Origin of the sequence: Terrilactibacillus tamarindi (assembly GCF_009718825.1) — a bacterium.
Classification (GTDB): Bacteria; Bacillota; Bacilli; order Bacillales; family Sporolactobacillaceae; genus Terrilactibacillus; species Terrilactibacillus tamarindi.
This window is the reverse complement of record NZ_WNHB01000018.1, coordinates 67428-79768: the sequence shown is the minus strand read 5'-3', so window position 1 is coordinate 79768 and position 12341 is coordinate 67428. Positions and strand designations below refer to the sequence as shown.

Here is a 12341-nt window from a genome sequence, read left to right as displayed (position 1 = left end):
AATCCGAGAGTGGTGCAATAAATCCGAGAGTGGTGCAATAAATCCGAGAGTGGTGCAATAAATCGGAAAGTGGTGCAATAAATCGGAAAGTGGTGCAATAAATCGGAAAGAGGCTCAATAAATCGGAATACCTTATAAGAGGTACCGCCAACATTTCGGAAATTTCTTTTGTATGCTAAGCGAAATTCAACCCAAAAAAATCATTCCTGTACGCTAAGGAAACGACTTTTTTAGATTGGTTGTTTAACAAAGCTCCCTGTGTTTAAGTAAACCCATTCACAATATTACATTTCCATTTCCATTGAAGAGTAACAAACAATCTTATTTAATTTTAGACCTTATAAATGTATAACCCCATCCTAAAAATAGGACAGGGATAATATAAAGTGTTTAATTTTTAGGCTCTGTTAAAGAATATTGTTGATATTCGAAACCCAACCAAGTTCTTGCTATAATTAAAATTAGAACAAAGGTTTGGGAGTGTTAATGATGGACAAAAGCTTCTGCTTACATCATTTGTATTTGAAATGACAGAAACTTATGATAGTCTCCGTCTATCTAAGTTCAGTGCTTAAAAAGGTCATGAACGGGCAATTGGCTTAAAAATTGGGAGAGGAGAACTCTATTTATGGAAATTAGAAAACCTAACGATTCGGAATATAAAAAGGTTTTATCACTTTCACCACAAGCATTATTCGATGGTACATTAGGCGAGGCAAAACCGTCGGATGAAAAAGTCAAACAACTTATTGAACCATTATTGCAGAAAGGAGGCTATTATTTGATAGCAACTGAAGGTGATAATCTAATGGGTTGGATTCTTATAGGAACAAGTAAAGACCAATTTACTGAAAATATATATGGATTTATTTATGAATTGTTTGTGTTAGAGGAATTTAGGGGTAATGGAATTTCAAAACTATTGATGGAAACTGGTATCGAACATCTTAAACAAGATGGATATTCAGAGGTTCGTTTAAGTGTATATGCAGGAAATCAAGCGTTAAAACTGTATGAAAAATTAGGATTTAAAAATAGAACCATTACAATGAGTATTCCCATTTAAAACAAACATCTTTATTGAATATCTAATAGGCTGGTTTATTGAGAATTAAGGAACCAAAAAATGGTTTCCTAACATTTTATCGAAAAAATTAACATTAAACATTAACTGAGCCTATTTATATAAAAAACATTTCACCGAACATAAAAACTGCCATAAAGTTACTATTTCTACTAAGTTACTTCTGCACTATCTGAATAAGGTTGCCGCATGTATCGTCGAAGACAGCTAATGTGACTTCACCCATTTCTGTCGGCTCCATAGTAAACTTCACGCCTTTTTCAATTAATCGTTTGTACTCTGCGTGAATATCTGCAACCCCAAACATTGTTACTGGGATGCCTTCAGCAAATAACTTCTTTTGATACTCTTTGGCGGCAGGATGGTCATTCGGTTCGAGTAAAAGTTCGGTACCGTCCTGGTCATCGGGAGAAACAAGCGTTAACCACCTATATTCTCCGGCGGGAACGTCCTCCTTTTTTACAAACCCTAGCTTTTCTGAATAAAACTCCAGTGCCTTGTCTTGATCTTGTACGAATATACTGGTAACTACGATTCTCATTCTGTTGTTGCCTCCCTTGTTATTTGTGACGCATGGTGTGCTTTGCTAACAATCTGGTTGCATGCAAAACAACCATACATTCATCAAAAAGCCTGTTCCGATATTATAAAATAAAATTACTCTATCCATCCTTTCAGTAAGTTTTTAAGTGGTTCGTTATTAAACGTAAGTACTCGATATTTTCCCTTTCGTTTTGATTTTACGAGCCCTGCATCTTCCAATGTAGTAAGATGTTTGGCGATCGCCTGTCGCGAAATGGAAAGGTTGTGCTTCATAATAAGACGTGCCGTAAGTTCATACAATGTCAGCTCGTTGCGTTCGGATAGTTCGTCTAATATAAGACGCCGAGTCGAGTCGCCAAGTGCTTTGAATGTAGTGTCTTTGTCCCGATTCATATATCAAGTATATGCAACCCCGTGGTTGCTGTCAATAATAAGTAACTGTAGAGTTGCGTGACATGGAGAAAACAAATTTGATTCAAATAACTTACTAGCTAATTCATTAAGACCCCTAAATAAAAACTAATCTATAAAAAGACAGTTTCTCACTATAATAGAGAGCTTTATGATATTTGACTTTTTTCGTGTCAAAATCTAACTATTAGTCGGTCCCCTCATAAATTCAATAAAACATATAAACATTATGTAAACTAAATAAACCAAAACAAAAAAATACTAAGGAGAGATGATCCTAACATCACAAATAATTGAATATTATTATCAATTAACATAAAATAGATAGGTAATACTGTATTGAGTTTTTTGTAACTAACAAGTAGGTGATTCAATTGGCGAAGAGGAGAAAAAGGAGTTTTTTTGCCACTGGACTTTTGGTTTTTGTATTTATAGGGTTCCTGATAAGTTTTATATACAAGAGTATGTTTTTCGGTGGTTTAATGTTCAGTGGATTTACTGCAGCTTTAGTTGCAGGACTCGCTGATTGGTTTGCCGTATCAGCTCTTTTTCGAAAACCTTTAGGTATAAAATCTCATCCATCATTATTCATCCGGACAGATATCATTTCTTCAAACCGCAAGAGGCTTATTGACACTTTAGTTAGCATGATCGAGAAGGATTTATTTTCAATAGAAAATCTTGATCGAAAAGTGGGGGAAATACGTTTAGAAGCAAAAATAGTCCAAGTTTTAGATCATGATGAAGTTAAACATGAAATATCCAAAACCATACAAACCATTATGATCGATTACATAAAACATATGAATTCTACTGAGATTGGGGAATTTCTAGAATATACACTTAAGGAACAGCTAGGAAATTTAGAAATCACGCCACTTATCATAGAGGTAATAGACTATTCAATAAAAAAACGCCAAGGAGAAAAGTTCATTCCTTTCATTATTGAAGAAGTTATTAACATATGTAAAAGCAATGAGATTTCAGAATTGATTAGAATGAGCTTATTAGAAGCTAAGACGTCGTACATGAAAGAACAAACATTTAGACAGTGGATAGATCGATTTATTACAGATTCAACCATTGATAAATTAACATTGAAGGTACAAAAACGGCTCATTGGTTTTCTTGAAAAAATCATGGATAAGGAAAATCCAATACGTGAAAAGATTCGAAAGGAGTGTTTGAACTACATTGATCAAATAAAAGGGGATCATGTTTTAAGAGAAAAGATGGATTCCTGGATCAATAATCAAATTATCAATAAAATTCGTATAGATACTTATGTTACTGAATGTCTTCAGCAATATAAAGATAAAGCATCAATGAATGATAATATTATAAAAGCAGAGAAAGTGGAGTCGATTTTCGAGACATTGCTTCAACAATATAAAACACATTCATCTGTTCGGGATGAGATGGAAAGTTTATTGCAAATAATGGTGAGGCGTTGGATCCATGTCAAGCATCATGCTTTAGGAACTTTAGTAAAAGAAGGATTAAATACCTACACGACAGAAGATTTAGTTCATTCAATTGAAACAAAAGCAGGTCATGATTTACAACTTATTCGTGTAAGTGGAACATTGGTTGGTTTTTTTACAGGGGTTATTCTCTATCTACTTACCTTTTGGGTTTAACAGATTTTCAAAAAAATTCCCCTTCTTCAAGCCTGTGATGGGCGAGGGTAAGGAGGGGTCATTCACAGAAGGGAAATAAATGAAGAATCGGTATCTAGCAAATAGTGTTCTTGCCATCGTGTTTCTTATTTTTGTTCTTGCAGTGATTTTAAAACATTATTATGGTTCTCTTTATAGTGTTAAATTAATTTATTTTATGGCTGAGGCTGCATTAGTTGGAGGTATAGTTGACTGGTTTGCAATAACCGCTTTATTTAGAAAACCACTTGGCTTACCTATCCCTCATACCGCTCTCATTTCTCGTCATCGAGATAAGTTAATACAATCTGTCACAAAAATGGTTGAACGGGAATTATTAAGTCAATCTTTACTTAAAAATAAAATTCAACAAATTTCTTTCGTGAGTTTATTTGTTAGGTATATTGACCAAACGAATGGACTTGAAAAGTTAGTGGAAAGGTTAATCAATGAATCCCCAAAACTACTAAAGAAACTCGAACAAGATAAAACTTTCATTATTCTGGAAAGATGGATCAAGAAGAAGTTAAGAAATTTCGATATTAACCCATTTATCTATAAAATAATTGATCATCATATTGAAAATGGGGAAATCGATAAATATATAGATTGGTTTATTGACACTGGAATCACCAAAATCCAAGAGCCTGAAATGAAAGAGCAACTAACACTTTTTATCGGTGCTTTAGTGCAAGACTATAAAAAAACGGGAAATTGGCTTGAAAAGTCATGGGGAAGTTTTGCTTTAGGCTTTTTAGAATTAACCAATGTGATGAATGTCCAAGATATGACAGACAGTATTCATCATGAACTCACTCAATTATTATATAGATTAAAGCAAAGAAACCATCCATTACGTTTAAAAGCTAAATGTATGTTAAAAGAAAGTCTATATAAATTAGATAAGGACCCTTCGATGAAGAGTGCTGTCGATAGATGGAAGTTTGGCGTTATAGACCAAATTCAAATCGGCGCATTGCTACAAACTTTTATTAAAAAATTACCGGGATATCTAGAGAAAAAGCCATCTTCTACTTTTAGTTCTTCATCAATAAAGACGTTTCTTCATGCTCAATTGGCGTCTTATTGGAATAATTTTAAAGAAAATGAAGATCTAATAACAAAAATAGAACAACAAGTTACAAAATGGATTATTCAAATAATTGAACGAGAACATATTAAAATTGGTAGGTTTGTAAGTGAAAGTTTAAATCAATTCTCAAATAAAGATTTAGAAGACTTAATAGAAAGTAAAGTGGGGTCCGATTTGCAATGGATAAGAGTTAATGGATCCATCGTTGGGGCAATAATAGGCTTCATTTTATATTTAGTTATGACACTTTACGGTTTATTAATTGGTTGATGATAGATTTATTATCTCGTATTTAAATGACCATGGGCGCATGTCTAAGTTTTTTTCTTAGCAAGCCGCCTGCGCCCTTGATCTCAAATTTCTGAAAAATTTTAAAATAAAAAAATCGATTGACAACCATAAAACATACTATTACTATAGGAATATAGTTATACGTTTTGAGTTAATAGATGATTTTTGGAGGTGAACATAAGTGAAATTAGGTCAAAAGATGCTAATGTGTTGTATGCAATCCATGTGTATGTTTTCTGTATCACTTAGTACGTCGTCTATCCATTGGCATCGAATCGACTGAGTCTTATTTCACTTAACAGTCACCCCTATTTGAGAGTGAAAAAGCATTAATCGATTTCAATATCATGGATCAGTAGACGGCGCCGTTAAGCCCAAAGAGCTTGAGGCGTTTTTTTTACAGGATGGAGGAAAGAAAATGACAAAATCATTGTATGCAATTGGCGGCGGCCAAATGGTTGAAGCGATCATTCGTGCGTCACTCGAGAGTCAGGCAATTTCTGCTGAGACCACGCATGTTGTAGATATCAGTCCGGACCGGGTGCGTTACTTAGCAGAGACGTACCATGTCACAACAAGTCGGGAATTTCAACCCGAGCTATTAAAGAACGCTGACTTAATCTTATTGGGAGTTCGCCCGCAAGATGATTGGGCGGAAATTGCCAGACAGATTGGGTCGAGTGGTCAAAAGAAACCGCTGATCTCGATTATTGCGGGTGTCACGATCGAACAATTGGAAGACGCGCTAGAAGTAGCCGACTATCCAGTTGCTCGTATCATTCCGAACACGCTCACGGATACAGGATTCGGCGTTTCTGGTGCGGCGTTGAATGCGTCGGCGAATCAGGAAGATATCGATGAATTTCTGAAGAGTTTCGGAAAAGTTGACTATATACCGGAGGAACAAATTGATATTTACACTGGTTACGCTATTGCAGGACCAAATTATGTCTATAACTTCTTTCTGGCGTTGACCAATGCCGGTGTACTTGGCGGGTTATCGAGAAAACAAGCCAATGAAATCGCGCTGGAGAACCTGCAGGGAGCAGCGAAAATGCTGGAGATCACTGGCAAGCACCCGTACGAATTGCTGGATATCAACAACTCTGCTGGCGGCGTGGGGATTACGGCTCAGCATGAACTGGATGCTAGTAACTTTGCAGCAGGCGTTCAGAACGCGGTGCTCGCTGCAATCCATCGGACGACAGAATTGGGAAAAGGGGAATAAAAATGGCTGTTTTAACTTGGGACCATACGATGATCAACGTTCAAGATGTGGATCAAGCCGCTCGGTTTTTTGGAGATCACGGTATTGTGTTTTTGCGCGGAGGCCGTCATGAAAAGTGGGGTACCGAAAACGCCTTAGGTTACTTTGGCTTGAATTACATTGAATTGATTTCTGTTTATGATGAGGCGCGGGCAAAGAACTTTTCACGTACAGATGCTTCTGCGGTTTATGATGCAGTTCAAGATTATGAACAAAACGTACAACGCATCAATACGATCGCGATCCGTACATCGGACATTGAAGCGACGCATGCACGTTTGAAGGGAGCCGGGGTCAATGCCGGTGACATCCAAGTCGGCAAACGGTTGGACGAACAAGGGCACCTGATCACTTGGTCGATTTTCTTTATCAACGGCACCATAGATGGTTTGCCTTATCCATTTTTCATCCAATGGCAGGGCAGTGATGAAGCTCGAGAGCAAAAACTTACGGAGCAAGGACTGATTGTCCAACATGCTGCTGGAGATTTGCTCGTTAGACAAGCCATTTTCAACGTACCTGATCCGGAAAAAACGGCCGGTGTCTGGGGACAGTTACTAGAAACCAAACCAGAAAGATCGGATAACGGGTACCAAATCCAATTGCACGATCGACAATTGATTTTTGAGCAAGGATTGGAAAACCACCTCGTTCAACTGAATTTTGACGGTGCAGGGGATCAATTAAAACAACAAACATTAGGTTTTGGCAACATAAAGTTTACATTTAAATAAGGGGGAACAACAAAATGAGAAAATTAGATAAAATTATTATCGGTGTCATCGCTGCAATCGTCGTAGTCATCGGAGGCGTTTACTTTCTTGGAGGTCGTGGTTCGGATAAATCAACATCTTCCGATAAGGCTAGTACCGACAACCCAAAGGTCATTAAAGTTGCTTATGCAACGACTAACTTCCCAATCACTTATCAAAACAACAAGAAGCAAGGTGATGGTTATGATGTCGCCATCATGCGTGAAGTGGATAAACAATTGCCTCAATATAAATTTGACTATGTCGGCACGAGTGACGATGACGTCTTAATCGGTGTAAAGAGCGGCAAGTATCAAGTCGGTGTTAAGAATATTTTCTATACTGAGGATCGTGCCAAAACGTACCTCTTTCCAAAGAATTACTTTGGTGTGAGTGACTCCGGCTTTGTTGTGCGCACGAAAGATAAAGATAAGTTCGGCGGTTTGGCTAAGCTCGCCCAGAATAACGGTAAATTAGTACCGATCGCTCCGCAAAATGGACAATATGCCGTAATCGCTGATTATAACAAGAATAATAATCCGAAGATCAAATTGGGCAGTGCCGATACGTTCGTTGTTTCTGATGCTTTGAAGTGGGTCAACGAAGGCCGTTACGACGCATTTTTTGCGATCCGCCCAATGTATGAAGCCAATGTTGAAAAGAAAAACGGCGCGAACGCTGATTTAAAAGGCAAGTTAACCTACGTAACTTTAGGCGGAATCAAGACGTACCCACTGTTTAATAAGGATCAGAAGGAATTTGCTGCAGCTTATGACAAGGCGATTACGAAAATCATTAAATCCGGCAAGGCATCGGAACTCTCAGAGAAATACTTTGGTCAGGATAACTTTAAATTGTTGGATCAGCCTTTTAAATAATGAGAAAGTTGAGGGTTTGTAAATGGAAAATATCAAATTAATCGTCAACTTCTTAGGTCAGTTGCTGCCGGCCATTAACATCACCTTGATTGTATCGTTATCATCGATCATTTTGGGAAGTTTGCTCGGGTTGCTGCTTGCAGCGGCAAGATTGAGTCAGTCGGTTATTTTGCGAGTACTCGCTGGTATTTACGTGAGTGTCATTCGGGCAACACCTTCAATCATCATGATTTTCTTGGTGTATTACGGCATGCCGCTTCTCTTTAATGGCTGGTTCCATACGAATATTGATGGATGGAACCGCATGTACTTTGTCATTATTGCTTTAACATTACTGTTTTCAGCGCCGGTATCTGAAATTATGCGTTCGGCATATGAGTCCATTTCCAAGGGGCAAATGGAGGCAGGGCTGCTCGTCGGCATGAGCCCGTTCCAGACTTTTTATCGGATTATTTTGCCGCAAGCCTTTGTCGTGGCACTGCCTAACTTTGCGAATTCAGTGGTCAACCTTCTAAAAGAAGGGGCATTGACGTTCACTATCGGGGTCGTCGATATGGTTTCCAAGGCACAAATGATTGTGGCCAATAACTCGGGCGGCTATGCTTGGCAGACGTATTGCGCCTTAGCCTTAATCTACTGGGTGATTTCGCTGGCGATTGACAAGGGCGTGTCCTTGGTTGAGAAATCCTATCAGAAAAAAAGAAAAACCATTGCAGTTTAAGGGGGCCTCTTAAATGTCATTAGATACAGATTTTATGGTAAAAGTGGCCTACACAGCCATTCATGGTGTCCCCGTTACTCTGAAAATTGTCTTGGTTGCCTTACTGATCTCATTGCCGATTGGCGTCTTATTTGCATTAATCAGGATTTATCGAATAAAGGTCTTGGAACAATTTGTGAAATTCTATGTATCCCTAATTAGAGGAACGCCGATTATTGCGCAGATTCTGATTGTGTACAGTGCGTTTCCGAGTCTGTTGAATACGATTATTGGCAAGGCAGCATTCGACATCAATCCGATTTATTATGCCTACATCGTCTTTACATTGAACAGCATTGCAACCTTGACGGAAGTTTTCCGATCAGCGCTGCAGACGGTCGATAAGGGGCAGATGGAAGCGGGCTTAATGGTGGGGATGAAACCACGTCAAACCTTTTGGCGCATCATTTTTCCTCAAGCATTGATTTCTGCGCTGCCCAATATTGCCAACGCCACTTTATACTTGATAAAGAATTCATCTTTAGCTTTTATTATGTCTGTTAAAGATATTACTGCGATTGCAAAAACGGAGGCTGCTTTCAACTATAATTTTCTGGAAGCCTATTTAGTGGTTTGGGTTTATTATCTGATCATCTGTTATTGTGCCGAAGTGATCTTCTATCTGCTCGAGCGCTATTTCAGCAAATATCGAAGACCAACAAAGAAAACAACCGGCTTCAACTGGCTTCCCTTTAGTATCAAGCAACCGGAAATAGAAGCAAAAACAGATTTAACAGAAAGCGAGAGGACCAATCATGCTCAAAATTGAAGGCTTAAAGAAAAGCTATGCAGGCAATGACATTCTTAAGGGAATCAGCATCAATGTCAACAAGGGCGATGTCATTTCGATTATCGGGCCCAGTGGTTCCGGGAAGACGACGCTTTTGCGGACGATTACCACTTTGGAAGAAGCTAACGGCGGGCACATCTCTTTTGCTGGAGTCGACAACGACTTCCAGAAATTAAATGGAAAAGACATCCACACAATTCGACGAAATATCGGATTTGTTTTTCAAAACTATAATCTTTTTAATAATAAAACAGCCTTGCAGAACATTACGGAAGGCTTGATCGTTGCCCGCAAAGTGAAAAAAAGTGAAGCAGAAAAAATTGCTCTGAAGGCACTGGAACGTGTTGGCCTAACGGATCGTCAGAACCACTACCCATCACAGCTTTCCGGTGGCCAACAGCAGCGTGTCGGGATCGCAAGGGCGATTGCTCTGAATCCTCAGGTTATTTTCTTTGACGAGCCGACTTCAGCTTTGGACCCAGAACTCGTTGGGGAAGTTCTGAAAGTTATGCAGGATCTGGCTAATTCAGGGACGACGATGGTTGTTGTTACACACCAGATGAATTTTGCCCGTGATGTTTCAAATCGAGTGATTTTTATGGCTGACGGATATATTGTCGAGCAAGGATCTCCTAAAAAGATTTTTGAGAATCCTTCTGAAGAACGGACCAAAACGTTTTTAACGGACATCTTAGCGAACGTTTGAAAATAAAACAACTACGGGGTGAGCAAGTAACAGCCGCAATACTCCGTTTGCTTGTCAAGGAAGACTTAAGGATGACACGTTCAGTAAGGCTTTTTAAAAACATGATTTAAGCCGAATAAGAAGGAGATCTGGTACTATGGCAAATACAGAAAAGCATGTCATTGTGACGGGTGCAAGCAGCGGCATAGGCCGGGCTGCTGCAGTTGAGCTCTCAAATCAAGGGTACAACGTCCATTTAATTGGCCGTAATAGAGAGCGTCTAGCTAAGGTACAGGCTGAGACGCTTCGTGATGGTGTTCAAAGTCAAACCTATCGACTTGAATTGACCGATAAGGATGCTGTTCAACAAGTATTTGATGAAATCTACTCAAAAACCAGACGTATTGACGGGTTGGTCAATTCAGCAGGTATTTTCAACACGACGGACGTTTTAGACTATGACGATCAATCCTGGAAGGAAATCATGGACGTCAACTTCTATGGTACGTTATATCCAAGTCTGGCACTGCTGCCAAAATTGTTTGATCAGGGCTTTGGTAGCATTGTGAACGTGACGTCTATCGATGCCTTCGACGGTATCCTAGATTACGATGCCTATTCTGCCTCAAAAGGTGCCGTGACAAGTCTGACTAAGACATTGGCACTTGAGGGCGCTTCCAAGAATGTTCGCGTGAATGCGGTTGTTCCTGGCATTACCGATACGGAAATGACGCATGAGCGGCTTCTGGAAAACATTGAAAAATACCGAAAAAAAGTGCCGATGCAGCGACCTGCCAAAGCGTCTGAAGTCGCGAAGCCAATTGCCTTTTTGATTTCCGACGATGCGAGCTACATCACGGGTCAGAGTCTTCACGTAAATGGCGGCTGGCGTTTAGCATAAAGGACTAAATAAGGACAGGTGGTGGCTGTTGTGGCAGAAAATAAACATCAGATTCTACTAGATACGTTGGATAACAAGCCGACGGACCGAGTGTTAGCCGGCTTTTGGCATCACTATCTATCAGATGAGCAAAAACAAGTTCTTGGATACCGTGACTTAGCAGTGATCGATGAGGTGGTTAAGCGCCAGCAGAATTTTTATGATCGTTACGACCCTGATTTTACGAAGATTATGAGTGATGGATTCTTCTTGCATCCTAGTGTGATTGATAACGAGTTTGAAACACCGGAGGATCTGAAAAAGATTAAGCCCATTGACCCGGATGATCCTTGGATCACTCGGCAGGTAGCCGCAGTTAAGGCAATTGTAGACCATTATGAGGGTGAAATTGGCAGCTTTTACAATATTTTTTCTCCATGGTATCAGCTGCGTCTGCGTTTTGAAATCTTTGAAAAGGATACCGAAAAAATATACCGTTTTTTAAAAGAGGGTCCTCAGGCAATTGCCGATGTATTAGACGTGCTTAGCGATGATCTGATTGTTTTGAGTACCAAATTGATGAACGAATCGGGGATTGATGGCATCTATCTGTGCGTTCAGCAGCCTCAAGATGCGGACATTAGTACGAAGCACTGGCAGCAATATGTTCAGCCAAGCGAGGTTAAATTGTTGCGGGCGGTTCAAGACGTTCATGATTACAATATCATCCACATTTGCGGCTTTGAAGGCAAACGGAATCGGCTAGGTGATTACAAGGACTATCCAGTAAAAGCCTTTCACTGGGCCACATACGTCGAAGGAGTTTCCTTAAAAGAAGGAAAGAAACTCTTTGATGGCCGTACGGTGATGGGTGGTTTTGAGAATACGGTGAACGGTGTCTTTTACAAAGGCACAAAAGAAGAGATTCAGGCTGAAACGCAGCGTCTGCTCGAAGAAAACGGGCGTCAAGGCATTCTCCTCAGCGGCGATTGCAGTATCCCGTTTGACACGGATGATGCTCATGCTCAATGGGTCTCGGAAATGCTAACGGTTTCGGCATGCCAATGGGTTACAGGCGGAGAGAAAAGGTAACACAATACATTTTGATAAGACAGATGTTTTGGCTCGAATTGATGGTAAGGCAAAATGAGTGGAGAGAAAAGTGATCACCTTTCTCTCCACTCATTCGTTTTTAAGTTTTTTGTAATTGAGCAGAACCCTCCACGTTTCAAACGGAGAAAGAAGACAG

13 protein-coding genes are annotated in these 12341 nt (G+C 39.5%); 11 read left to right on the top strand and 2 right to left on the bottom strand.

Going from position 1 to position 12341, the window contains the following annotated elements:
• Positions 1 to 628: 628 nt before the first annotated feature.
• Positions 629 to 1066 carry a GNAT family N-acetyltransferase gene (locus GMB86_RS11605; protein ID WP_155220126.1) on the top strand — a complete coding sequence of 146 codons (438 nt, stop codon included), beginning with the start codon at positions 629 to 631 and terminating at the stop codon, positions 1064 to 1066.
• A gap of 175 nt (positions 1067 to 1241) precedes the next feature.
• Here the strand turns inward: GMB86_RS11605 and GMB86_RS11600 are convergent, their stop codons facing one another.
• Entirely contained in the window at positions 1242 to 1625 is a 384-nt protein-coding gene (locus GMB86_RS11600) for a VOC family protein (protein WP_155220123.1), read from the bottom strand.
• A gap of 116 nt (positions 1626 to 1741) precedes the next feature.
• Entirely contained in the window at positions 1742 to 2020 is a 279-nt protein-coding gene (locus GMB86_RS11595; protein ID WP_155220120.1) for an ArsR/SmtB family transcription factor, read from the bottom strand.
• Between the two features lie 500 nt (positions 2021 to 2520).
• On the opposite strand from GMB86_RS11595, the gene GMB86_RS11590 reads away from it, so the two are divergent.
• From GMB86_RS11590 to GMB86_RS11545, 10 genes are all read left to right on the top strand, one after another.
• Positions 2521 to 3678, top strand: a complete 1158-nt coding sequence (locus GMB86_RS11590; protein WP_196220212.1) for a DUF445 domain-containing protein — start codon at positions 2521 to 2523, stop codon at positions 3676 to 3678.
• 79 nt (positions 3679 to 3757) lie between these two features.
• Complete coding sequence (locus GMB86_RS11585) at positions 3758 to 5059, top strand: DUF445 domain-containing protein (protein WP_155220114.1); 1302 nt, start codon at positions 3758 to 3760, stop codon at positions 5057 to 5059.
• Positions 5060 to 5498: 439 nt separating this feature from the next.
• Positions 5499 to 6308 (top strand): pyrroline-5-carboxylate reductase family protein, encoded by an 810-nt coding sequence (locus GMB86_RS11580; protein WP_155220111.1) that lies wholly within the window; start codon positions 5499 to 5501, stop codon positions 6306 to 6308.
• Positions 6309 to 6310: 2 nt separating this feature from the next.
• Complete coding sequence (locus GMB86_RS11575) at positions 6311 to 7081, top strand: VOC family protein (RefSeq protein WP_155220108.1); 771 nt, start codon at positions 6311 to 6313, stop codon at positions 7079 to 7081.
• A 14-nt stretch (positions 7082 to 7095) separates the two neighbouring features.
• Positions 7096 to 7977: a transporter substrate-binding domain-containing protein gene (locus tag GMB86_RS11570; RefSeq protein ID WP_155220105.1), complete on the top strand. Its 882-nt coding sequence runs from the start codon at positions 7096 to 7098 to the stop codon at positions 7975 to 7977.
• A 22-nt stretch (positions 7978 to 7999) separates the two neighbouring features.
• Positions 8000 to 8698, top strand: coding sequence for an amino acid ABC transporter permease (locus GMB86_RS11565; RefSeq protein WP_155220102.1), 699 nt, complete (start codon positions 8000 to 8002; stop codon positions 8696 to 8698).
• 13 nt (positions 8699 to 8711) lie between these two features.
• A complete protein-coding gene (locus GMB86_RS11560) occupies positions 8712 to 9506 on the top strand; it encodes an amino acid ABC transporter permease (protein WP_155220099.1) in 795 nt (264 codons plus the stop codon).
• A complete protein-coding gene (locus GMB86_RS11555) occupies positions 9493 to 10233 on the top strand; it encodes an amino acid ABC transporter ATP-binding protein (protein ID WP_155220095.1) in 741 nt (246 codons plus the stop codon). The genes GMB86_RS11560 and GMB86_RS11555 overlap by 14 nt, the downstream gene beginning before the upstream one ends.
• A 136-nt stretch (positions 10234 to 10369) precedes the next feature.
• Positions 10370 to 11113 carry an SDR family NAD(P)-dependent oxidoreductase gene (locus GMB86_RS11550; protein WP_155220092.1) on the top strand — a complete coding sequence of 248 codons (744 nt, stop codon included), beginning with the start codon at positions 10370 to 10372 and terminating at the stop codon, positions 11111 to 11113.
• A gap of 30 nt (positions 11114 to 11143) precedes the next feature.
• Positions 11144 to 12184, top strand: coding sequence for a uroporphyrinogen decarboxylase family protein (locus GMB86_RS11545; RefSeq protein ID WP_155220089.1), 1041 nt, complete (start codon positions 11144 to 11146; stop codon positions 12182 to 12184).
• The last annotated feature ends 157 nt before the right edge of the window (positions 12185 to 12341 follow it).

Coding starts and splice junctions, on each gene's coding strand:
- GMB86_RS11605 (WP_155220126.1), top strand. CDS start 629: ATGGAAATTAGAAAACCTAACGATTCGGAATATAAAAAGGTTTTATCA.
- GMB86_RS11585 (WP_155220114.1), top strand. CDS start 3,758: ATGAAGAATCGGTATCTAGCAAATAGTGTTCTTGCCATCGTGTTTCTT.
- GMB86_RS11560 (WP_155220099.1), top strand. CDS start 8,712: ATGTCATTAGATACAGATTTTATGGTAAAAGTGGCCTACACAGCCATT.
- GMB86_RS11565 (WP_155220102.1), top strand. CDS start 8,000: ATGGAAAATATCAAATTAATCGTCAACTTCTTAGGTCAGTTGCTGCCG.
- GMB86_RS11590 (WP_196220212.1), top strand. CDS start 2,521: ATGTTCAGTGGATTTACTGCAGCTTTAGTTGCAGGACTCGCTGATTGG.
- GMB86_RS11550 (WP_155220092.1), top strand. CDS start 10,370: ATGGCAAATACAGAAAAGCATGTCATTGTGACGGGTGCAAGCAGCGGC.
- GMB86_RS11580 (WP_155220111.1), top strand. CDS start 5,499: ATGACAAAATCATTGTATGCAATTGGCGGCGGCCAAATGGTTGAAGCG.
- GMB86_RS11600 (WP_155220123.1), bottom strand. CDS start 1,625: ATGAGAATCGTAGTTACCAGTATATTCGTACAAGATCAAGACAAGGCA.
- GMB86_RS11575 (WP_155220108.1), top strand. CDS start 6,311: ATGGCTGTTTTAACTTGGGACCATACGATGATCAACGTTCAAGATGTG.
- GMB86_RS11595 (WP_155220120.1), bottom strand. CDS start 2,020: ATGAATCGGGACAAAGACACTACATTCAAAGCACTTGGCGACTCGACT.
- GMB86_RS11570 (WP_155220105.1), top strand. CDS start 7,096: ATGAGAAAATTAGATAAAATTATTATCGGTGTCATCGCTGCAATCGTC.
- GMB86_RS11555 (WP_155220095.1), top strand. CDS start 9,493: ATGCTCAAAATTGAAGGCTTAAAGAAAAGCTATGCAGGCAATGACATT.